Below are 22,239 nucleotides of genomic sequence, written 5' to 3'. Positions count from 1 at the left end.
TAGAGATTGAGGCAGTATATAATGAACTTAACCTAAGACCACGTAAGCGTCTGGGTTGGAAGTGCCCTTGGGAAGTCTACCATCACCAAACGTTGCACTTGCTTTGACAATTCAAGATACATAATTATCTACTATTTTGTAAAGATTAAAGTCTTAAAGCAGTAATTTTTATACTTTGAACACATTTCAAAAAAGTATTCATTGCATGTTATATAAATTTTTTAATGAAAATATTTGATGTATTTAAAAAATGGCAGTTAAAATGCACTCTTTTTGATGATTTTCTCGACATTTGTCATAAACGTGAATTAAATAGAAATCTATCAATTTTTTATCTATACAACAATTTTTGTAACGAGCGCTTACAATCTTTTGCTCAAAGTTTTAGTGTTTGCAAAGAGACTTGTACAATTGCAGTTAGAAAAGAAACGCACTAGCAAAAAACACTCTAAAAGACCAGCTTGCAGAAGAGATTTGGTAAGAAATTTATGAGTCCTACAGTCATTGATGAAGCTTTAGATTTTGTGAAGCAGATCTTCTCCACAGATTTTAGTGGTCACGATTACTTCCACACCCTGCGTGTATACAAAATGGCAGTAAGAATTGGGCAAGAAGAAGGCGCAGATCAAGAGATTGTTGCCCTTGCTGCGCTTTTGCACGATGTCGATGACATCAAGCTTTCTCCAGAGACGCATGAGCACAAAGATCGTGCCGTTGGTTTTCTGAGCCAGCATGCTGTGGATAAGGCAACTATCCAGGCCATTTGCACCGCAATTGATGAGGTTTCGTTCTCGGGAACGGACTCTGTTGTTCCTTCGACGCTTGAGGGAATGTGCGTTCAGGACGCAGATCGCCTCGATGCGCTCGGGGCTGTTGGCATTGCACGCGCCTTTGCTTATGGCGGAAGTCACGGTCGTGCAATGTATGATCCGGATGAGCCACCAACCCTTAACATGAGCGACAAGGAGTATCACTTGCATAAGTCTACATCGCTTAATCATTTCTACGAAAAGCTCTTTTTGCTGGCAGACATGATGAATACGCGCAGTGGCAAAGAGCTTGGAAAAGCTCGCGAGAAGTACATGCGTGAGTACGTTGACCAGTTCTTAGATGAGTGGAACGGTGAGCGCTAAGATATAGTTTTTAGCTATATGAATTAGTTAAGTATTTGTATTTCACAAGTGAAGTTCTGATTGTCATACTTGATTCTTGTAAGTAGTCCTAAGGGGTCTTTATGACAATTAAAAATGATAAAACCACTCCACATCGCTTTGATGTTGTTGGTAGCTTTCTCCGTCCAGAAAATCTTAAACAAGCTCGTGTTCAGTTTGAAAAAGGTCAGATTGACGCTCTTGAGCTTAAGCAAGTAGAGGACAAAGCTATTACAGAGCTTATCCAAAAGGAGAAGCAGGCAGGCCTTAAAGTTATTACTGACGGTGAGTTTAGGCGTGCAACCTGGCACCTCGATTTTATGTGGGCGTTCGAAGGTATTGGCCATGCGCCAACTAACACCGGACTTCCTTTCCACGATGAGACCGCAAAGATTGACGACACCTTCCTCATAGGAAAAGTGGAGCTCACCAAAGAGCATCCCTTTATAGAGCACTTCCGCTTTGTTCAGCAGTTTGAGGACGAGACAACCGTTGCCAAGCTTACTATTCCTGCACCTGCACAGTTTATTGAGCAGTTCATTATGCCCATGAATCGCGAGCAGACTAACAAGTACTATGCCAACGACCAGGAACTCCTAGAAGATATTGTTGCTGGCTACGGTGCGTTTATTAAGCAGGTATATGCTGCAGGCTGTCGTAATCTTCAGCTTGATGACTGCTCGTGGGGTGTGCTGGTTGACCCACGTGCGGAGCTTTTCTTTGGAGCCGACCAAGAAGGTCTTAAGAAGATTAAGGCACTGCTGCTTGAGATTAACAACCGTGTTCTTGATGCCGTTCCAGCTGACCTGACTATTAACACGCACGTTTGTCGTGGCAACTTTCACAGCACGTGGGCTTGCGAGGGCGGCTACGACGATGTGGCTGATGCTCTTCTTGCTCAAGAGCATGTAAACGCATTCTTCTTAGAATTTGATGATCATCGCTCTGGTGGCTTTGAACCCCTGGCTTCTGTTCCAGCTGGTAAAAAAGTTGTGCTTGGTCTGATCACCACCAAGCACGCCCAGCTGGAAGAGAAAGCCAAGGTTATTGAGCGTATTCATGAGGCTGCTCAGTATGTGCCTCTAGAGAACCTTTGTCTTTCTCCCCAATGTGGCTTTGCAAGCTGCGAGATTGGTAACAAGCTTACCGAAGATGAGCAGTGGGCAAAGATTGCGTTGGTCAAAGAAGTTGCAGAAGAGGTTTGGGGTTAATAAACTGAACTGCCTCCCATTTATTGGACACGAGAAATGGGAGGCAGCTTATTTAGGTCAAGTGTTTTTACTAGAACTAGACGTTTTTCTCGCCAGGAGTTACTCCCCTAGCATGGTTTGAAGGTCATAACCAAAGGACTTAACAAACTCGTAGGCATCCTTCTGCCAGTCCTCCTTGAAGACGCCAGGAGCGGTCTCAAAGAAACTGGAGTCCAAATAACGAATAATAATGAAGTTGCTGTTTGGCTGGTCAAAGCCATTGCCCCTGCTGAAATCGATTCCGTGACCAGTATTTCTTCTCATTGCTGCTTCAAGAATAGGCACTGTGAGCTCGTTGACGGGAACAACAATGTCTGCCCTATCAAAGAAGCCACCTTTTTCTTTAGTGAAGACAAAAAGATTGTTGAGTGCGCCGCCAGCAACACACTGGACTCGACGAATGTCGGAAAGCTTGACCTGATGCTTTGCGCCGGAAATCACGCCGTTTGCGATTGTGATTTTTTTCTCTTTGAGGCTAAATCCGAGCTTAGTGTTTAACGTATCAAGGTTATTGGGAAACTCAGTAGTAAGCTTATTAGCTGCAAAAGCGAGGATAATTGTCTTAGTATCTAGGATGTTATGGCCAAAACCACGATACTTGAGATCTGTGTCAATGCTAGCGAGGTTATGACCGTCGTTATCCTTAAAGGTAATCTCGTAAGGACCGTTTGAGCTGCAATAATTCAGTAAGAAGGTTGAACCGACCTCAGCAAACTGGACGTTTACCTCTGGTTTTCCATTACCAGGAACATAAGCCAGACCATCTTTTGTAACGGTATAAGAATACTTATCGTCGCACTTAATTGATACCTGTCGATCCTCAAAAATGCTTTTCATAAGCCTTTTACCTCCACGTTTTGCAGTACAAGAAATAACTAGGAACTACCTAAAATTATATCGTGTTGCTGGATAATTCTTTGGTACACGCTAGTTTTTCGGCGGATGAGGCAAACTTGATACCGACAGAGTCCTCAAAATTGTTTGGGTAATTTGATTCCTGTATAACAGAGCCTGTTTATTCATAATCGTGAATACCGCAATTTTAGGGTACTGATTTTAGTGCCCAAAAAGGTAAAAAAGCCGTTTAGTTGGGGATGAAAATTGAAATTTCGTTATTTGATGCCCAACTAAACGCATTTTTTACCATAGTTAAAAGTTTTTCCTGGGCAAACGCGTATGCAGAAAAATGTAACCCCCAACTAAGACGATTTTTTACCACCATTGCAATTTTTTATCTGCGAAAACTCATTATGCAGAAAAATGAAACCCCAACTAAACGCATTTTTTACCACTTTGGATAGAATCAGCAATTGGCATTACTGGACATACCTCAATTAACTGGGCATCTTTCAAACCACTACTCATCGCTTAATTTGCCGAGCATCGCTGAGCATTACCCAGTACATCTGACGTTGCCCAACGTCTTCCAGCATCATCCGACAGCCACTACCCGTTGAACTTGTTGATCTTTCGATCGTAAGTAAGCAGGCCGTTTACCTCTTCCTCAACATCAGATACCTGCGTGTAAACGTATCCCGCAAGGCCCTCATCCTGCAGCAATTCTGCTTCTGAAAGCAACTTTTTGACAGCTATCCGCCAATCCTCGACCGTGGAAAAATCACCGTACCCATACGAGTGGTCAAGCGACGTATGACCTCGTATCACCTGAGTAAGACCGCCAAACTCAGAGATTATTGCAGCTCGATTTCCCCGCTGCTTCCTCTGCCAACCTGCACGTAACGGCCTGAAGTAATTATGGATGCTTAGGAAGTCGCCACATTCCTGGTCGTACCAGCCACTTGTTGCATCGATTGGTCGCGTTGTATCCAACGCACGAACAACCTCAGTAGTAGCTCGCGCATCAAACTGTCCCCAACCCTCGTTGAAAAGCGTCCAAATACCAATCGAAGGATGCCCGTCCAGGAGTTTGATCATTTCCTGACAGGTTTCTAACCATTCCTTCTGATACGCCTCGTCACCTGCGGATAAAGCCTGATGATGTTCTGTAGTTGTATCATTAAATCGGTTCCAAGTAAAACTAAACAGCGTCGGCTTCTGGCTTGTGTGCCAGGGACTATACGCGCTGCCTCCCGAAACACAATCCTGCCAAACCAGCATGCCGAGTCGGTCACAGTGATAATACCAACGCTCGCTTTCAATCTTGATATGTTTACGCAACGTATTAAAACCGGCCGATTTCATAGCCTCTATGTCATATACCAGCGCATCATCGGACGGCGCGGTCATCAATCCGTCAGGCCAGTAGCCCTGATCCAGCACGCCGCGCACAAAATATGGCACCCCATTCAAGTGCACCCTTGGCACGTCAGCCTCGTCTTTCTTTACCTCAACAGTACGAAACGCGCAATAACTGTGAGCTGCATCGACGACCACGCCATCTCGCTGCAGCGTAGCCTCCACGGCATAGAGATGCGGACTCTCCGGCGACCACAGTTGCACGTCGTCCACGTGCAACTCAGCATGAATTTTTCCCGCCTCGTTCACCGGCAGTGTGACGAGAAGAACATCTTGTCCAAGCTCGTCTTTGAGCGCCAACTCCAGCTCAAACGCGCCCGTTTGTACACCGGCCAGCCCGCTAGCCCGCACGTTCGCTCTAACCTCAAGCGCGCCAAACATATCACCCTTCAGCGTTAGCGACTCAAGGTGAACCGCAGAAACAATCTCGTACCACACGCTTTGCCAAATGCCACTCTGAGCGGTGTACCAAATGTCGCCACGCGAGAGTCGCTGCTTTCCACGCAGTTGAGAGCCGGTATCGCTCGGATCCCAAACACAAAGCACGAGCTCAGCCGTGGTGGCACGCTCAGCCACACCTGTCGCCGTAACAAGATCCGCGTCCGTTGCCTCTCCCGTTTCAGGCGAGCCAAGTAAATCCGTCACATCAAAGGAAAACGGCAGGTAACCACCAACATGCGTGCCGACAAGCTTGCCATTCACAAAGCACGCGCACATCCAGTCAACCGCTTCAAAATGCAGAATAAATCGCTGGTCATCGGCCAGTTTAGGTAGTTCAATTTTGCGCTTATACCACAAAAATTCGCTCGGCTGCACCGTACGACCAACACCAGAGAGCGGAGCTTCTGGCGAAAACGGCACCACAATCTGTCCGTCCCAACGGGAAGGAATTGTCTGTCGTGCAAGGGTCTCTACATCAACCCCGCCATCTACCGGCACAATCGCATAATCCCACACGCCGTTTAACATCACGTAATTGTCACGCTGCATGCGAGGACGCGGATACTCAGGCAACACGTTCGATGGGTCAAGCGCCTCTCCCCAAACAGTCGTCAGAGAATTCAGCGTCTCCTCCGTATGCTTTTTGGGCGCACTTGCCAAAACGCGACGAATATCCAGCATGGTATCTCTCGTTTCTCCTGAAGCAGCAGGTACAAGCACATGACAAGCCAGCATGACGTATGTATATCATAGCCACTTCGTAAAAGAATTTATATAGCGAGAAGACCGAACAAACCCCAGTTCAATTACGAACTAAGGCTCAAATAGGACTGAAGCTCAGTACCACTCAAAACCCACATAAACGTTAGCGCTTAGGAAACCATGGAATACAGCGATTGACTCGTTTGCAGTACTCTTTGTACTCATCGCCAAACTGCTCGAGAAGCCACTTCTCCTCTGTAGCCTGCATCATCACAGTTAAAAGCGCCCAAAACACAAGGGGTAGTGGTAGCAGATAAAGGTTACTAGAGAGCAGCGCTGCACCTGACATAACAAACGCAAATGCAGAGTAGATAGGGTTTCTGACCAGCGCATAAACACCAGTGATTACCAGCTGATTTGCAATGATTTTCTCGCGAAGCTTTTCTTTGATGGCAGCAGAAACCCAAAGCCAGATGCCCACGATCAAAAAAGCTGTACCTACGGCATGCATTACGCCAACCGTTGCTCGAATGCGAAGATACGGAAGAAAACCCAGCTTGGACAGGGTGATACACATAACTGTCAGCACCGTGATGGCAATCACGTAAGCGGGGCCGACACCAAGTACCGGAAGATGATCTTTCTTCTCGTTCTGAGCAGGCATTTGATGAACTCCGTTCAGTTGACATTTTGTTAGCTTTAACTAACTGCGATATAAAGTTTACACCTAAAACTACACCTTTACGTGGGATTTTTGTACTGACCATGTCTATTCGTTGCCCTTTGCCGTATTGAATGGCAAACGTAGGACAATGAAACCGGTGTCACAATGCCAAGCTTCTCATTTTCTGACAGCTATCTGAGTGTCCACTGTGCTGGACACTCAGATTTTATTTTGGACCTATGATTATCTAGTCTAAAGCAATAAATTACCTGTATAAATAGGTATTTTTCTATAATAATCGCTGAAAGGAACACACCATGGAACGAACGATTGACGTATCAACAAACCTGAGCATGCAAGTTCCACCTGATACCATAAACGTTGACATCACTATTCAGGGAACTTCGAAGACCCGTGAAGAATGCACTGCTAGATATAATGTGCTGGTACAAACAATAAAAGAAGCGCTCGAGAAGAACGGACTTTCAGCTTCAATTCTGAAAAACAATAGGTACTCAGTTTCAGCTCACGAAATCAAGCAGTATCAAAAAGAAAAGTGGGAGCGTTATTACGTTGCTCACACAATTGTTGAAGGATTCGATTTTCGTGCAGAATTGTCCATTAAAGAACAACTTGAAACAAACCTTGTAGAGAAAATCTGGAAAGCGCTTAGTTCGTGTGGAGATGAAGTGACTTTCTCAGTTGAATTCGCAATAGAAAATGAAAAACCTATTAAAAACAAGCTTTCTACTGACGCTATTATTACATGCCGTCAGCAAGCTAGCCTTCTTGCCAAGGCAGCCGACGCAAAGGTTGTTAGACTAAAAAATGCAACTTATGACATTAAGGAAAAAGACTTTGTCTACACAGCCTGCGCATGTAGCGCGTATGACGATTTCGAAAGTAAAAATCAAGTACCCGCATTTAATCCGTTAGATATAGATGTCAATTGCTACGTCAGCACTACATGGGACATCGAACTACTCCCACCAGACGATCTGCTGTAGTCGCACAAACCAACGCACTTCAAAGGGTTTCTCGCCTGGCGAGAAACCCTACTAGTAGCAAGTCGTTTACGGTCAGCACGCCCCTTATCAGCAGCAGGCTGTATTCGAGTGCGAGCCGTTTCGGGCGTACCCCGTTTACTGGTAGCGGAGCGACTCCACAGGATTGAGCTTTGAAGCGCGGCGAGCAGGCCAGTAGCCAAAGATGAGTCCGATGCCAATGCAAATTCCCGAGGTAATCATCACGATGTTCGGGGTGATGATAGGTGTGATGCCTGTATCAAGCGTAATCATGCTGCTGAATGAGCCGGCCAATCCCCACGCTCCGGCGTAACCCAGGGCAATGCCAATCACACCACCCATGATGCAAATCAAAATGGACTCGCACAGGAACTGCTTGGTGATGTCGGACGCGCGAGCTCCCAAGGCCTTACGCAGGCCAATCTCCCTAATGCGCTCCGTCACGTTGGTGAGCATCATGTTCATGATGCCAATGCCGCCAACCAGAAGCGAAATGCTCGCCGTGGCGGTAACCAGGACCTGGAACGACATAAGCGTGGCGTTCATCTGCTCAATAATGGACGAAAGCGTCATAACCGTCACGCGATCTTCGGCCTGCGCGGACGGAATGTTAAACCAGTCCAGCAACCAGGACTTTGTTTCATCCGCAAGCGCCTTCATGTCAACGTTTTCGCGAGCGTAACCAAAAACCTGGCTGATAGTTTTAGTGCCCGTCAGACGCGCGGAATACGTGGAGTACGGCATGTAGGCCAGCAGCGTATCGCCTTGCCCGCCGCCGTTTGCCCCACTGTCAACCACGCCAACGATGGTGTAACTGTCGTTATTGATGCGGACAACCTGTCCAATGGACGCGTCTGCGCTGCCAAAGAGTTTCTCGGCAGACAATTTGTCGAGAAGAACGTTTCTAGATGTGTCATCTACGTCGGACTTTGTGAAGAGCGAGCCCACTGATGCCTTGAGGCCCATGACGGTAAAGTAGTCTGGAGTGCAGCCGATGATTCGCGCGTCAAACTGCTTCTCGGCCGAGTTGACGCGGGCCATGGTGGAGTCAATGCCGGTCACAAGCTCGTATCCTGGTACGCTGAGCTGCAGCAGCTCCAGGTCCTGCTGCGTGACCTCGCGGTCTGGCCACGCGTAGATCATGACCATACGCGACTGGTTGAGCCCCAGCGAACTGACCAGCGAATACTTGATGCCGTCGATAAGTGCTGTCATAGCAATAACCGCGCTGATGCCAATAACAATACCCAGCACCGTCAACAGGCTGCGGCCGCGGTTGGCGTTGAGCGCAGACAGGGTTTCTCGCAGCAGATCCATCAGCCTCATAGCACGCCACCTCCCGTCGCGGCATGCGCGCCCGTCGCGGCATGCGCGCCCGCTGCAGTATGCGTACCCGGCGCCGTATCCGCACCCGTCGCGGACTGCGCGGCATGTTGTTTCACAAACTCCTTTTCCTGCTCGTCTGTAAGCAGGCGACCGTCGCGAATATGCACCACGCGGTCAGCCCAAAAGGCAGTCTCGGGGTCGTGCGTAATCAGCACGATTGTCTTGCCGCGCTCCTGCATGGACTTGAACGTGTTGAGGACCATCTCACTTGTTGTAGAGTCCAGGTTGCCGGTTGGCTCATCGGCAAAAATGACCGCTGGGTCGTTTACCAGCGCACGAGCAATGGCTACACGCTGCACCTGACCGCCGGAAAGCTCATTTGATTTGTGCTCGTAATACTCCTCGGGCAGGCCAACAGAACGCAGCGCCTTCCAAGCACGCAACTCTCGCTCTTTTGCAGGAATATCCGAGTAGATGAGCGGCAACATAACATTTCGCAGCACCGTAGTGCGCGGCAGTAGGTTAAACGACTGGAAAACAAAACCCAGGCGCGTAGCGCGAATCTCTGCCAAGTCGTCGTCGGAAAGATCCGCAACCTCAAGCCCTTCGAGCTTGTACGAGCCGGCAGTAGGCGTATCCAGGCAACCCAAAATGTTCATCAGGGTTGATTTGCCCGAGCCTGACGGACCCATGATGCAAAGAAACTCGCCCTTCTCCACAGTCAAGGAAACACCTCGTAGAGCGTGCGTCAAACCTGCAGCTGTCTCGTAAATGCGATGCAGCTTATGTACCTCAATTACCTTGGACATATGCGTCGCCTACTTGGAGTCTTTGGAGCCTGTTGCGTCAGTCGATGAGCCAGACGTTGCGCCTGCTGGAGCGTCCATAGCCGAGCCCTGAGATGGACCGCCGGCGCCACCGCCAATCATCACCTCAGTGCCGTCCTCAATACCGGCGCCCTCGATGACGGCCGTCGTAGAACTTTGTGCCTTTACGGTCACCGGTACGCGCTTTATCTGAGGATAGCCTTTCTCGTCACGAGAAGTAACAACATTGACGTAAGCACCATCGCCGTCGTCCATGACGGCAACAAGAGGTACAGTCAGCACGTTGTCCATGTGCTGAATCATAATGTCCACGTTAGCAGTCATACCCGGCTTGATGGAGGCGTCAGGACTGCTGATGAGCAGGTCAACGGTGTAAAAAACGATGGAGCGACCAGGACTATCGTAACTTGCACCTGCATCGGCACCGTTAGACGAAACAGCAGAAACGTGAGTAACCACTGCATCGCAATACAGGTCTCGCAGAGCTGTAAAGCTGACCTGCGCCTTCTGGTCAACGGCGATGCGAGAAATGTCTACCTCGTTGATCTGGACGTTGACCTTCATCTGGGAAAGGTCCGCGATAGTAATCAGAGGACCGGCGTTGCCAGCACCTGGCGCGGACGAGCCGACTGAAGCGCCGTTCACCGCGTTCATCACAATAACCGTTCCGTCACATGGAGCGGTGACTACACGCTTATCTGCCTGGGCAATTGCGTCGTTGTAAGCAGAGCGAGCCTCCTCAAGCGCAATCTGGGCGCTCTCCAGATTTGCTTCCGCCGCTTCCACAGCCGCAGCGATGGATGCAGCGTTTGCTTCTTGTCCGTCCTCACCTGCCTCGGGGACACCGTTGCGTGCGGACGCTAGGGCTGAGCGTGCTTTGCTAACCTCGTTCTCGGCTGCTTTTACCTGCTGAGATGCCTTACGAACAGCCTTATCCAGCTCATCGTTCTTTACAGTAAAAAGCTTGTCGCCTTTATGGACGTACGTGCCTTCAGAAACCTGAACATCCTGAATAATGCCATCTACCTCGGGAGTTACCACTGTTGACGACACGGGCTTGATGGATCCAGACGCAGAAACAGAATCGCTGAACTCGCCGCGCGTGACAAACGTAGTGCTTGGCATCACGGTGGTGTTCTGGTTCTGGCCGCCCTGGCACATAGGCAAAATAAACAATATGACGAGAAGAACAAAGACTCCAGCAGCTATTCCTGCCTTGATAAGTTTCTTTTTACGACGAGCTTTACGGTGACGAGCCAAACTCTCGTACGCCTCACGAGCTTCAGCGTCTTCTTCGCTCTCACCTGGAGAAATGACACCAATCTGGGAGCCTAAGTTAGCCGTCTGATCAGCAACCGTTGGAAGCGTAGATGCAAAGGTTGCCTGTTGATATCCTTCGGGTGGCGTGGGGATGTTAGGGGTTCCAGCTCCCGTAGCCCCTGGTGCACCTACAACGCCAGACGTGCCTGCTGCGCCAGCAGCGCTCGCATTTCCCTCGTTGGCTTCTTGCTTTGAATCGTGATTGAAGTGAAGCATAGGCCCCTCCGAAATCCATGCTTAAACACACAAGCAATCTCAGAAGAAATCGATTTGACCTTTTAGTTTATATAAAATTTTTCAGCAGAAGTTAGCTTGCTTGAACAACTACGGCGAGCGGTATAAAAGCAGCGGTCTATGTCAGCGAGCTACTCAAACACAGACGCGCAACCACCGTAACTGTCCAACGTGTTTCTCGCCCCTATTGCACCACAAGCTCAAAGTTGTCATTTGATCGCTGAATGCTCCATTTTATCGATGTAGCGGAATCAACCAGCGAGAGATCATGCGAGACCAACAACAAAGCTCCTGGATATTCAGACAGCAATCGTTCAAGCGCTACGGTTGAACCAAGGTCCAAATAGTTAGTTGGCTCGTCCACTACGATAAGCTCTGGTAATTCGAGCATTCCCAGCGCAAGCATAAGCTTTCTCATTTCACCTGGACTGGTCAACTCACCTGCAAGAACATAATCAGGGTCGGAATTGAGTTGTGCCACAATAGACAACACTCTTCCACGCTGGGAGTTTGATAGTCCTTTGATTTTTCTTACTGTCTCTGTTTTTTGCAGTTCAGTTGGCTCTTGAGGAATATATAACATCCGCACATCGTCAGAAATACTTGAAATAATTTTCTTTATCAGCGTTGTTTTACCACAGCCATTATCGCCAACAACGCCAATATGATCTGTGTTGCCAATAAACAGCGGTGGTGTTTGAAGGCAGCTTTCTCCCATGAGAATGCTGTTAGGTTCCATCCTCAACAGAACTTTTCTCTTACTTGCCTCACTATCCAACCAGATATTGGAATCATATTGTTTCTCAACCTTAATACCTGTGGCTTTACCCGTTGCCTTTTCAAGTCTATCCAACATGCGTACAGCCAATTTTCCCGCTTTACCATCTTGACCTGAAACTATATAGCCCCGCTTTTTTGCGCGCGCATCACTGTCATGCTTGTCAATAGTTCTTCCACTTTTGCGCGCCTGAACTCTAGAAGCCTCTTCTCTACGTCGCTGGGTTTCTCGCTCAAGGCGAGTCTTCTCTTTTTGCGCCGCTTCCTTTGCGTGTAATGCACTAGATCGTTCAAGTTCTACCTGTGAGGATGCCTGAGAATAATTACCAGATTTCATGTTTGCCGTACCGTTAGCTACAAACAAACATTGAGTACAGAGCTTGTCCAGCAACTCCCTATCATGTGAAATAAGCACCCCGATACCCTTGAACTGCGACAAGGCCGCAAAAAGAGCATGTTTTGTTGATACATCCACGTGATTAGTGGGCTCATCGAGCACAAGAACGTCAGGCGAGGCCCATAAAGCACACGCTACCTGGAGTCGCTTCTGCTGACCACACGAAAGTGTCTCAAAACGCCAAGGCCAATCTTCTTCTAACAAAAGCTCTCGCCTCAGCTTAATTGCCGCTTCATCATAGGCAACCGCAAAATCAAAAAGAGTAGCTGGGGCCTCCGTTGCATTTTGAGCACAATATGCCGAGAAAAGCGATGGACTTACAACTCCCCTGTCAGGTTGCAATAGACCACATACGATACGTGCGAGGGTTGTTTTACCAGATCCGTTATTACCAACAAAGCCGGTCCATCCCTGTGGGAGTGTAATAGTCACATCATGTAAGGTAGGCTCCACCGCTGAAGGATAGGTATATTCAATATTTGAAAGATTAAGCTGCATGATACCTCGGTTCTGCCGAAGACCACGCGGAGTAGCATGCAATTATGCACAGGTAAATGGCTATAAATTAAGACATGATTAAGCAATACTACACCCGCGGTAGTGTCGTCGGCGACGTTACGTGAATTCGGGCTTTATGAGTATCGCTAGTTCTTCATGCACCTAATCCCTTCTCGCACCAGCGCTTGCCAAAGGCCCTGGCAGACTGTTAAAACCATAGTAGCTTTGGAAACGCATTAAAACAAGAGGGCCTGGTGGGACGAGAAACCCATCTATTGGTTCGTGTATCTGAGATTCTTGTCTCATGCAGACAGTCGCTGAGGGGTTGTCGGCCAAATGATCGCCGACACGGGCATCCACTTTGCTCACAACGTCAACGCTACCATGGACTACGACCCGCTGCTCGAGAACGCAGTCTACACATATCTGAAGTCCAAGGACTACCGCGTGAGCGTCGGGCAGATAAGCAAGTTAGAGGTCGATTTCATCGCGCGCAAAGACGACGAAGGGTACGCCCACATACAGGTATCCCTGTCGGTTGCAGACAAGACCGTCGCGGATCTTAAATTTTTCATTTTCGTGCACAAACCGCTATATACTTTTTCAGTTTTCGTGCAATAATGGATATTAACATTTATCAATTTCGGCAAATAAGGGGCAATGTCTACCTTCTTCAAGCGCAAAGCGTACGACAGATTTGCAGAATGGAAAAAAGTCTCCAATGGCAGAACCTCACAGCTAAGAACAAAACAGGGTCGCATCGAAAAATGTGGCCCTGTTTGAGTCTTAAGTCATCTATAGTAGATGATATGAGCATAATGCAGCTCTTATGCCAACAGGTTTTCCAAAGTATCAAAACTTGGTCAGTTGCAGCTTTTGTGCTCCGGTACCAGATAGGCTGAGATTTACTGACATTACCGTGTTAAGCTGTAATGTAAGAAGACTTGTCTATTTTTGTCGAGTGAGTGTTTACTTTATAGAAGAGATTCCTCTTTTCATGGGGACAAGCATTTATTCCAAAGATAAAAACTTTAAATATTAGGAGATTCTGTGTAGTTGAATCCAGAATGAGACTAAGGAATTAATAAAGAGTTAAATTGAGATTGTTGTTTAATTTTGAAAAAGTTATATATGGTTAAGTTATGAATTTAAAGAGACAGTTTAGCTTCTCTAAAGGTTTTGGTTGCTGAAAGTAGCGGGGGTATGCTCATAGAGCTGTGTTTAGCTTTCTAATTCTTGATATGTAATTAGACGGAAAGGAAAGTGCGCTATGAAAAAAAGTTTTGTAGCTTCTTGATTTTGGTGCTGGTCTTGAGCCTTATGATTCCGGGAGGTGCTCTTAATGCTTTTGCTGATGATGCTGTGCCCTCAGCTTCTAAAGTAACTACTGAGCAATCATCTCAAAGTGGCTCTGAAGCAAAAGAACAAAAAGAAGAAGACGCTCAGGTCTCTACTGAGGAAAATCAGAGCGTTTCTTCAGGGTCCGCTCAATCAGAGACTGGTAGTGAGGAGCAAGCTAATGCAACACGAGCTGGTCCTTTGTCTGAGATGGGTACTAGTATTGAGGAAGTCTCTACAGATAATTTCATTACTTCTGATCAGATCCTTTCCGCATCGCTCCTGCGAGCTCCTTCAACTCCTAAGCAACTTGACGCAACTCTTACGGATTTTAAGATTTTAGACGCTGACGGCAACCCTGTTACAGAGTTGTCTATAGGGGCAAAATTCAAGCTGAAGATGAACTGGAAGCTCAAACCTAGCGAGATTGTCCATACGGGGGATTATTTTGATCTCACAATACCTAATACGATTAATTTAAGTACTGCATCAACACCTAAGACATTTGATATTACTGACAGCAATGGAAATGTTGTTGCAAAAGCAACAGTAACATCCGATACCGTCAATGGTGGCGGTAAGATACATGTTGTCTTTAATGACAAAGCCAATAATCACAATAACTATAAAGGCACAATTGAACTTGTAACCTATTTTAACCAGAGGAAGGTTACGGTTAATACAGACAAACCAATTACGATAGATGTAAATGGAAAGATTGTTACTACTAATATACATATTAAACCAAATGAGACAGTCAAAGAGATTGTTGCAAAGTGGGGAGAAAAGACTACAACTCCAGGAGTTGTAAAGTGGAATATACGAATTAACCAAGAGGGTCAAAATTTACAAAATGTAAAAATTACGGATACTCTTAAAACTAATAATGGAGAATATATCCCTTCCACCACAGGAACTCAGAAGTTTACGCTGGTAGAAGTTGAATATAATTCGGATGGAAGCTTCAAGAAATGGGGCGCTGAACAGGATCTTACTGGCAGGCTAACGCTGTCGGCTGATAAGAAGTCATTTGAGATAAATCTCGGTAACATTGGTACCAAACAGTACTTTCTTATGTATTACTCAACTATGACTTCTGGAACTGTACAGACAAATGCTGCTCGGCTTACAGCCAATGGTGTCGATAAGACAGTAAACGTAAACTATCATGATCTAACTGGCGGTAGTGGACATGCAGGAGGAGACCTTGCAAGTAAAATCAAGCTTATCAAAGTTGATGAAGATGGCACTACACCATTAAAAGATGCCGTATTTACCGTAACTAAACCTGACGGCTCCACTTTTGAACTTACTACCGGAGCAGATGGTAGTGTCGTTTCAAATGTTCTTCCCCAAGGTAGCTATAAGGTTAAAGAAAAGACAGCTCCCAAAGGTTATGAGCTTGGAACTGATGAGTACACACTTCATGTGACACCTGCCGGCGGTGCTATCCAGACTATTACCAACAAGCCTATTAAGACTTCAGTTCCTGTAACCAAGATTTGGGTTGGACCTAAGGCCGGGCCTATAACTGTCCACTTACTAGCTGATGGAACTGATACCGGGAAGACTCTTACTCTTAACGAGGCAGGAAACTGGAAGGGTACTTTCGACGGTCTTCGTAAATACAAGACAGATGGTACTGAGATTGTCTACACGGTCAAAGAGGATGATGTTGCTAACTACACTAACGCCATCACAGGCGATATCGCTTCAGGCTTCACCATCACCAATACCAATACCGAGAAGGTAGATGTTTCTGCTAAGAAAGAATGGGTTGGACCTAAGGCAGGACCTGTCACTGTCCGCCTGCTTGCAGATGGTGTTGATACTGGCAAGACCATAACGCTTTCAGACTCCAACAGCTGGACAGACACCTTCTCTGGCCTAGACAAGTACAAAGCCGACGGTACAGCTATTGTTTATACCGTCAAAGAGAATGACATTACCAACTACACTGTTGCCATCACCGGCGATGCTACAACAGGCTTTACCATCACCAACACAAATACCGAAAAGGTAAACGTTCCGGTTGCCAAGAAGTGGATTGGACCTAAAGCTAACTCTGTGACGGTACACCTCCTTGCCGATGGCGTTGATACCGGAAAGACGCTCACCCTTGATGAGGCGGGCAACTGGACAGGTACGTTCTCAAGTCTCGATAAGTACAAAGCAGACGGTACTGAGATCGTCTATACGGTCAAAGAGGATGACATTACCAACTACACTAACGCCATCACCGGCGATGTTACTTCAGGCTTCACCATTACCAACACCAATACCGAGAAGGTCAGCGTTTCCGGTACCAAGACATGGAACGACAATAACAACCAAGATGGCAAGCGTCCCGCCTCCATTACCGTCAATCTTTTGAAGAATGGCACTAAGGTAGATTCAAAGACAGTTACCCCTGATGTATCAGGTGCGTGGACCTACAGCTTTAGCGGTCTTGATAAGTACAACGCTGACGGTACAGAGATTACCTACACTGTCTCTGAGGATTCAGTAGATGGTTACACTTCAACCGTAACAGGCACCAACATCACAAACTCCTACACCCCTGAAACCACAGTTGTCAAAGTAACCAAGGCATGGGTCGGCCCTAAAACAAACTCTGTAACGGTACACCTCTTGGCTGACGGCACAGACACTGGCAAAACCATAACTTTGGATGAGGCAGCAAACTGGACAGGAACCTTTAGCAATCTTCCTAAATACAAAGACGGTACTGAGATCGTCTATACGGTCAAAGAGGATGATATTGCCAACTACACTGTTGCCATTACCGGTGACGCCACCACAGGCTTCACCATTACCAACACCAATACCGAGAAGGTAGATGTTCCGGTTAAAAAAGAGTGGGTTGGACCTAAGGCAGGACCTGTCACCGTACATCTTCTTGCAGACGGTGTTGACACCGGCAAGACCGTAACACTCTCAGATTCCAACAGTTGGACTGATACCTTCTCCGGCTTGGACAAGTACAAAACAGACGGTACTGAGATCGTCTATACGGTCAAAGAGGATGACATTGCCAACTACACTGTTGCCATTACCGGTGACGCCACAACAGGCTTCACCATCACCAATACAGAAGTTCCTCACGACACCCCAAAGCCAAAAGAGGATACGCCTAAGAAATCCAACAGAAAACCTGCTAAGAAATCCGGTGGGGTTGTCCCTTATACGGGAGACTCAAACGCTACAGGTATTGCAATCGCACTTGCCTCTGCAGCAGTAGTCCTTATCGGTGGCGGAATATACCTTCATCGTAGAGGCCGGCGTGAATAGCAGTCTCATTGGCTAGATCTCACAGCTAAGAACAAAACAGGGTCGCATCGAAAGATGTGGCCCTGTTTGTATGACACTTTGTATCAACTAAGACTAAGTTTACATGACAATTACTGAACAGTTATCACATACATTACGACAAGTTCTTCTCGCTACTCTTTGATAGCAAGCTCCTGCTTTAGCTGACGGATGCGCTTGCGATACGGTTTTGCAAAAACAAAGAATTCAATAGCCGCAGCAATTATGAATACAATGCTTGTCCCAATGAGAATACCAAAGGCGACAGGAGATACCTGTTGAGTGAGAATTCCATTTACACAAAATACCAGTACAAAGAAAAGCTGTGAAATTATAATGCGGGGCCAAAAATCGGCCTTTTGAGCTTGGACGAGGCGAGACTTCAGATCGCTGTGGAGAACAAAGGGGGCTCCGTCGTCCTTCTTGCGCAGGTAAGCTCAGCCGGCAGAGGTAGATACGATTTCAATACCCATATCTTCAAGGAAGCTGAGGTAATCGCGGCTTTCTTTTGAGGTTGTGCCTAAGATCTCAATGGCATATTGCCACGCATGAAGCTCGCTTGTAATAAATGTGTACGTTCCGCCGCGATAGTTAACCAGTTCTTTGCCCTGGGCGCTCATCTGATTGAGCCATGCCTCCTCAGCATCAAAATCGGTGAAGAACTTTTTGATTGTTGTTGAGGTACTCATAATCAAGACTCTCTTGTATTGGCTGTGTTGATGACGCTTTGTGCGTTAGCGAGAAGTGCCTGTAGTCGATTAACTTCCTGCAAAAAAGCTTGCTTGCCCTGCTGAGTGATTCGGTACTCTTTTTTACGATCGCTGGGTTGATTGTGCAGAGCCTCAATCCAACCTTTTCAATGAGCGAATTAATGGCGCCGTAAAGTGTACCCGCTCCGATGGTAACTCGACCGTCAGTAATCTCTTGGACGTTTTGCATAATGGCGTATCCGTGCATAGGTTGATGAAGAGAAAGAAGAATGTAAAACGTCGGTTCAGTGAGTGCACCGGAATCGATTGCCTTTGCCATAACCCCTCCTTTCGCTGTGTAACTATGACGAAAAACAGAACTACGACTCTCGATATATCGAGTAACGATATATCGAGAGTCGTAGTAGTTGTCAAGAAGATTTTAGAAAAATTTTGAGGTTTTGATCTGCCGTTTTTCAGGCTCGTCAGTGTCTTATTCGACCGTTACTGACTTTGCTAGATTTCTCGGCTTATCAACGTCACAGCCGCGTGCAAGAGCCACAGAGCGCGCAAACAGTTGAAGAGGTACCGAGGCGATGATCGGTGAGAATGCGTCTCTGACTTTAGGTACGTAGATGACATAGTCGGCATGCTTCTTGATTTCCTGATCACCTTCGGTTGCTACGGCAATAATCATGGCGCCGCGTGCTCGAGATTCTTGGATATTGGAGATCATCTTGTCGTATACCGGAGAGTTAGTTGCTACGGCAATGACAGGATAGCCTTTGGACAAAAGTGCAATGGGGCCATGCTTCATTTCTCCTGCAGCATATGCCTCAGCATGAAGATAGCTAATTTCCTTGAGTTTAAGGGCACCTTCGTAGCAAATAGCGGCTCCCATGCCACGACCAATGAACAAAGCATTATTGGCATCTTTGCAGGCCTGCGCGGCAATGTCGATAGCTTTTGTATCGCTGAGGACTTCTTCGACCTGCTCGGCGGTATCGGCAAGTTCTTTAAAGAGCAAGCGTATCTGAGCAATTGAGAGCTTTCCTTTTGCCTGTGCAAGAACCATAGCAAGAAGCGTTAGGCTCACAATTTGGCCAAGGAAAGATTTGGTTGAGGCAACGGCAATCTCCTTGTTAGCCTTAGTGTAGATAACACCGTCAGACTCACGGGCCACGGGACTACCAATAACGTTGGTGATGCCAAAAACCTTAGCGCCTTTGATGCGGGCGTCGCGGATGGCAGCAAGAGTATCAGCGGTCTCACCGGACTGAGAAACAGCAACTACCAGCGTTGACGGAGTAATAATGGGATTTCGATAACGAAATTCACTCGCAGCTTCAACTTCGACAGGTATGCGTGCCCAGCCTTCAATAAGCTGACGGGCGATAAGACCAGCATGATAGCTAGTTCCGCAGGCAATGATATAAACGCGATCAATTAAACGGAGCTGTTCCAAGGACATGCCCAGTTCATCAATGGAAAGTACACCGTTGGTCAGACGTCCTGCAAGGGTATCGCGGATAACACGTGGCTGCTCATGGATTTCTTTGAGCATGAAATCGGGGTAGCCGCCCTTCTCGACAACATCAACATCCCAATCAACATGCATGACTTTAGGTTGAATGGGATTTCCATCAGCATCGGTATAGCTGATGCCATCGGGCTCCATAACAGCAAACTCGTTGTCGCCAAGAACAGTGACATCTCGGGAGGCTTCGATAACCGCAATGATGTCAGATGCAACGTAGCTGCCCTTCTCGCCATGTGCAAGGACAATGGGAGAATCTTTGCGAGTAACTACAATGCGACCGGGTTCCTGAGAGCATATAACAGCAAGGCCATAGGTTCCTACAATTTGCGAGCATGCCTTGGCAACAGCATCGCGAAGGTTGCCTCTGTAGGCTTCTTCAATAAGGTGAGAAACGACTTCAGTATCGGTATCGCTGCGGAATTTGTGCCCCCGAGCCTCAAGCTGCTCACGGAGTTCGGCAAAGTTCTCGATGATGCCATTGTGTACGACAGCAATTTTATTGTCACAAGAGGTATGTGGGTGGGCGTTGCGCTCACTTGGAGCGCCGTGCGTTGCCCAGCGGGTATGTCCGATGCCACAGGGGCTTGCATTATCGAGGTACTCCACCGCTTCAGCTAATCCCGCAACCTTTCCTACGCGATGTACGACCGTAAGTTCTTCGTTGGTTGTGTTTTGCAAAGCGATGCCGGCAGAATCATACCCACGGTATTCGAGACGTTTAAGACCTTCAATGAGGACATCTTTTGCACTTTGGTGTCCAGTAAAACCAACAATGCCACACATATATAAGCTCCAATCGTGTGCTTCTGGGAGCGTCACAGAAACGATTAGTTTTAATCAACCCACTCTATTTTAGCGAGTTATATAGGCGAACTTGTATGGTATTAAAAATGAAGACCGGAGTATGCAAAATGATGTAAAAATGCTATTTGAGGGTAGCACTTTTGAAAATATAATAAATATGCTACTCATAACTTAATAATAACGAGAAGATCTAAAGTTCTCAAAATATAATTTTTATCACTACACCCCGAGAGCTCTTATTGGTACCACCATCACTCCATCTTCACGACAATAGCTAAAGTCACCTAACCCAACAAGCACCATAAGAAATGCAGGTGAACTCATACGTTTCTGATCAATCTTTTCCATGATTTTCTTAAGCGTCTGCGCACCTTGCTCGATTGCAGACTCACCGCCTAATTTAATTTCCACAAAACCATAAGATCCGTTCCTTAAATGAACAACAGCATCAACCTCTAGACCAGATTTGTCACGGTAATGTGCTACTGAGCCACCTAAAGCAGATGAGTAAATTCTCAAATCACGGACACACATGCTTTCAAATAAAAGACCAAACGTATTCAAATCAGCAATTAAATTAGCAGGTGATGCTCCCAGTGCCGCAGCCGCAATTGAAGGGTCAACAAAATGTCGTGTCGGTGAAGTGCGTATTGCAGTTCTGGAGCGCAAATTTGGGCTCCAAGCTTCAAGGTCATCGATTACAAACAACCTTCTTAAGGCCTCTATATAACCTGAGAAAGCACTTTCTCCCAACGTAGCAAAGGAATCCATATCTTTTCGAATAGATTCGAGCGTCCCTTGAGAGGAACTAAACCTTGCATAGGAACGAAGCAGCGCGTGAGCAGACGCTTCATTCCTGCTAACTCCATCAACACGGCTTATATCAACGCTGGTAAGAGCATCTACATAATCGATAGCTTGTTGTAAGGATACATCTTGTTTCTGTCCAATTGCTTTTGGCCAACCTCCTCGGCATACCAAAAAAGCTAGGTCGTCGATAGTACCTGACTGTGCTTGAGCTATCGGCTGTTTGCCCGCAAACATATCCTTAAGCGAAACTGAACCCGAGGAATCTTGCGACTCTAGTAATGACATTGGACGCATGCGCATCCTGGCAATTCTTCCGGTTCCAGAGTGAGCCGTTTTACGGACATCTACTGGCACACTTGAACCAGTCAAGATAAATTGACCGAACTCATCGCGACGATCAACCTCAAAACGAATTGCATCCCACAAAGAAGGCGCGTCCTGCCATTCATCAATAAGTCGTGGTGTATCACCATCAAGAAGCAACTGAGGGCTGAGTTCCGCCATACGCATATTCTGCTCACGCAAATCAGGAGCCTGCATATATAAGATACTATGTGCTTGCTGAACACATGAGGTTGTTTTACCGCACCATTTTGGCCCCTCAACAAGCACAGCACCTTTTGAACGCAAATGAAAAGCGAGAAGATCATCGCATACTCGAGGAAGATACTTTTTCATGAAGCCATCTACTTTCTTTTCATTAGCTTAGAGATTGCAGTTGTATATATCATACCACGGCAGTTGGCTAATATTTACCACGGCAGTTGGCTAATATTTACCACGGCAGTTGGCCAGTGGGTCGTGTCCCGAAAAGTGGTGTAAGCAAGCATTTCAGGTGTCCCGAAAAGTGGTGTAAGCAAGCATTTCAGGTGTTTAAAAGA

At 46.9% G+C, this 22,239-nt stretch carries 16 protein-coding genes and 1 pseudogene; 6 read left to right on the top strand and 11 right to left on the bottom strand.

Annotated features, from left to right (window positions below):
• The 3 genes and pseudogenes from HMPREF1492_RS07765 to HMPREF1492_RS03640 all read left to right on the top strand — a co-directional run.
• Positions 1–107, top strand: a pseudogene (locus HMPREF1492_RS07765) (IS30 family transposase); the annotation flags it as partial.
• 381 nt (positions 108–488) lie between these two features.
• The gene (locus HMPREF1492_RS03645) at positions 489–1,133 is read left to right on the top strand and encodes an HD domain-containing protein (protein WP_035435999.1); all 645 of its coding nucleotides are present in this window, start codon (positions 489–491) and stop codon (positions 1,131–1,133) included.
• A gap of 101 nt (positions 1,134–1,234) precedes the next feature.
• Positions 1,235–2,362, top strand: coding sequence for a 5-methyltetrahydropteroyltriglutamate--homocysteine S-methyltransferase (locus tag HMPREF1492_RS03640; protein WP_035435996.1), 1,128 nt, complete (start codon positions 1,235–1,237; stop codon positions 2,360–2,362).
• 99 nt (positions 2,363–2,461) lie between these two features.
• Here the strand turns inward: HMPREF1492_RS03640 and HMPREF1492_RS03635 are convergent, their stop codons facing one another.
• From HMPREF1492_RS03635 to HMPREF1492_RS03625, 3 genes are all read right to left on the bottom strand, one after another.
• Positions 2,462–3,238, bottom strand: coding sequence for a hypothetical protein (locus HMPREF1492_RS03635; protein WP_035435994.1), 777 nt, complete (start codon positions 3,236–3,238; stop codon positions 2,462–2,464).
• 609 nt (positions 3,239–3,847) lie between these two features.
• Positions 3,848–5,779, bottom strand: a complete 1,932-nt coding sequence (locus tag HMPREF1492_RS03630) for a glycoside hydrolase family 2 protein (RefSeq protein ID WP_035435991.1) — start codon at positions 5,777–5,779, stop codon at positions 3,848–3,850.
• Between the two features lie 184 nt (positions 5,780–5,963).
• Positions 5,964–6,464, bottom strand: a complete 501-nt coding sequence (locus HMPREF1492_RS03625; protein WP_035435988.1) for a methyltransferase family protein — start codon at positions 6,462–6,464, stop codon at positions 5,964–5,966.
• Between the two features lie 317 nt (positions 6,465–6,781).
• On the opposite strand from HMPREF1492_RS03625, the gene HMPREF1492_RS03620 reads away from it, so the two are divergent.
• A complete protein-coding gene (locus tag HMPREF1492_RS03620; RefSeq protein ID WP_035435986.1) occupies positions 6,782–7,471 on the top strand; it encodes an SIMPL domain-containing protein in 690 nt (229 codons plus the stop codon).
• A 135-nt stretch (positions 7,472–7,606) separates the two neighbouring features.
• Here HMPREF1492_RS03620 and HMPREF1492_RS03615 read toward each other — a convergent pair whose 3' ends face one another.
• The 4 genes from HMPREF1492_RS03615 to HMPREF1492_RS03600 all read right to left on the bottom strand — a co-directional run bounded on the left by HMPREF1492_RS03615 (position 7,607) and on the right by HMPREF1492_RS03600 (position 12,868).
• Positions 7,607–8,815, bottom strand: a complete 1,209-nt coding sequence (locus HMPREF1492_RS03615; protein ID WP_035435983.1) for an ABC transporter permease — start codon at positions 8,813–8,815, stop codon at positions 7,607–7,609.
• Positions 8,812–9,624, bottom strand: coding sequence for an ABC transporter ATP-binding protein (locus HMPREF1492_RS03610; protein ID WP_232215609.1), 813 nt, complete (start codon positions 9,622–9,624; stop codon positions 8,812–8,814). The genes HMPREF1492_RS03615 and HMPREF1492_RS03610 overlap by 4 nt, the downstream gene beginning before the upstream one ends.
• Positions 9,625–9,633: 9 nt before the next feature.
• Positions 9,634–11,178, bottom strand: a complete 1,545-nt coding sequence (locus HMPREF1492_RS03605; RefSeq protein ID WP_084054976.1) for an efflux RND transporter periplasmic adaptor subunit — start codon at positions 11,176–11,178, stop codon at positions 9,634–9,636.
• 202 nt (positions 11,179–11,380) lie between these two features.
• Entirely contained in the window at positions 11,381–12,868 is a 1,488-nt protein-coding gene (locus tag HMPREF1492_RS03600) for an ATP-binding cassette domain-containing protein (RefSeq protein ID WP_035435981.1), read from the bottom strand.
• A gap of 336 nt (positions 12,869–13,204) precedes the next feature.
• On the opposite strand from HMPREF1492_RS03600, the gene HMPREF1492_RS03595 reads away from it, so the two are divergent.
• Both HMPREF1492_RS03595 and HMPREF1492_RS03590 read left to right on the top strand, forming a co-directional pair.
• Positions 13,205–13,489 carry a hypothetical protein gene (locus HMPREF1492_RS03595; protein ID WP_035435978.1) on the top strand — a complete coding sequence of 95 codons (285 nt, stop codon included), beginning with the start codon at positions 13,205–13,207 and terminating at the stop codon, positions 13,487–13,489.
• A gap of 642 nt (positions 13,490–14,131) precedes the next feature.
• Positions 14,132–17,497 (top strand): Cna B-type domain-containing protein, encoded by a 3,366-nt coding sequence (locus HMPREF1492_RS03590; RefSeq protein ID WP_051479384.1) that lies wholly within the window; start codon positions 14,132–14,134, stop codon positions 17,495–17,497.
• 455 nt (positions 17,498–17,952) lie between these two features.
• Here HMPREF1492_RS03590 and HMPREF1492_RS07760 read toward each other — a convergent pair whose 3' ends face one another.
• From HMPREF1492_RS07760 to HMPREF1492_RS03570, 4 genes are all read right to left on the bottom strand, one after another.
• Complete coding sequence (locus tag HMPREF1492_RS07760) at positions 17,953–18,204, bottom strand: DUF2812 domain-containing protein (protein WP_232215608.1); 252 nt, start codon at positions 18,202–18,204, stop codon at positions 17,953–17,955.
• Positions 18,161–18,544, bottom strand: a complete 384-nt coding sequence (locus HMPREF1492_RS03580) for a PadR family transcriptional regulator (protein ID WP_232215607.1) — start codon at positions 18,542–18,544, stop codon at positions 18,161–18,163. Before HMPREF1492_RS03580 ends, HMPREF1492_RS07760 begins: the two co-directional genes overlap by 44 nt.
• A 153-nt stretch (positions 18,545–18,697) precedes the next feature.
• The gene (glmS, locus tag HMPREF1492_RS03575; RefSeq protein WP_035435976.1) at positions 18,698–20,527 is read right to left on the bottom strand and encodes a glutamine--fructose-6-phosphate transaminase (isomerizing); all 1,830 of its coding nucleotides are present in this window, start codon (positions 20,525–20,527) and stop codon (positions 18,698–18,700) included.
• Positions 20,528–20,767: 240 nt separating this feature from the next.
• The gene (locus HMPREF1492_RS03570; protein WP_035435974.1) at positions 20,768–22,036 is read right to left on the bottom strand and encodes an ATP-binding protein; all 1,269 of its coding nucleotides are present in this window, start codon (positions 22,034–22,036) and stop codon (positions 20,768–20,770) included.
• Positions 22,037–22,239: the final 203 nt, after the last annotated feature.

Origin of the sequence: Atopobium sp. BS2, assembly GCF_000565075.1 — a bacterium.
Classification (GTDB): domain Bacteria; phylum Actinomycetota; class Coriobacteriia; order Coriobacteriales; family Atopobiaceae; genus Lancefieldella.
The sequence above is the reverse complement of the archived record's forward strand: the minus strand, read 5'-3'. Positions and strand labels throughout refer to the sequence as shown.

What these genes read in the sequence shown, in the direction of transcription:
- glmS (WP_035435976.1), bottom strand. Translation starts at nt 20,527, where the DNA reads ATGTGTGGCATTGTTGGTTTTACTGGACACCAAAGTGCAAAAGATGTC.
- HMPREF1492_RS07760 (WP_232215608.1), bottom strand. Translation starts at nt 18,204, where the DNA reads ATGAGTACCTCAACAACAATCAAAAAGTTCTTCACCGATTTTGATGCT.
- HMPREF1492_RS03605 (WP_084054976.1), bottom strand. Translation starts at nt 11,178, where the DNA reads ATGCTTCACTTCAATCACGATTCAAAGCAAGAAGCCAACGAGGGAAAT.
- HMPREF1492_RS03645 (WP_035435999.1), top strand. Translation starts at nt 489, where the DNA reads ATGAGTCCTACAGTCATTGATGAAGCTTTAGATTTTGTGAAGCAGATC.
- HMPREF1492_RS03610 (WP_232215609.1), bottom strand. Translation starts at nt 9,624, where the DNA reads ATGTCCAAGGTAATTGAGGTACATAAGCTGCATCGCATTTACGAGACA.
- HMPREF1492_RS03640 (WP_035435996.1), top strand. Translation starts at nt 1,235, where the DNA reads ATGACAATTAAAAATGATAAAACCACTCCACATCGCTTTGATGTTGTT.
- HMPREF1492_RS03635 (WP_035435994.1), bottom strand. Translation starts at nt 3,238, where the DNA reads ATGAAAAGCATTTTTGAGGATCGACAGGTATCAATTAAGTGCGACGAT.
- HMPREF1492_RS03580 (WP_232215607.1), bottom strand. Translation starts at nt 18,544, where the DNA reads ATGGCAAAGGCAATCGATTCCGGTGCACTCACTGAACCGACGTTTTAC.
- HMPREF1492_RS03630 (WP_035435991.1), bottom strand. Translation starts at nt 5,779, where the DNA reads ATGCTGGATATTCGTCGCGTTTTGGCAAGTGCGCCCAAAAAGCATACG.
- HMPREF1492_RS03570 (WP_035435974.1), bottom strand. Translation starts at nt 22,036, where the DNA reads ATGAAAAAGTATCTTCCTCGAGTATGCGATGATCTTCTCGCTTTTCAT.
- HMPREF1492_RS03600 (WP_035435981.1), bottom strand. Translation starts at nt 12,868, where the DNA reads ATGCAGCTTAATCTTTCAAATATTGAATATACCTATCCTTCAGCGGTG.
- HMPREF1492_RS03620 (WP_035435986.1), top strand. Translation starts at nt 6,782, where the DNA reads ATGGAACGAACGATTGACGTATCAACAAACCTGAGCATGCAAGTTCCA.
- HMPREF1492_RS03595 (WP_035435978.1), top strand. Translation starts at nt 13,205, where the DNA reads ATGATCGCCGACACGGGCATCCACTTTGCTCACAACGTCAACGCTACC.
- HMPREF1492_RS03615 (WP_035435983.1), bottom strand. Translation starts at nt 8,815, where the DNA reads ATGAGGCTGATGGATCTGCTGCGAGAAACCCTGTCTGCGCTCAACGCC.
- HMPREF1492_RS03625 (WP_035435988.1), bottom strand. Translation starts at nt 6,464, where the DNA reads ATGCCTGCTCAGAACGAGAAGAAAGATCATCTTCCGGTACTTGGTGTC.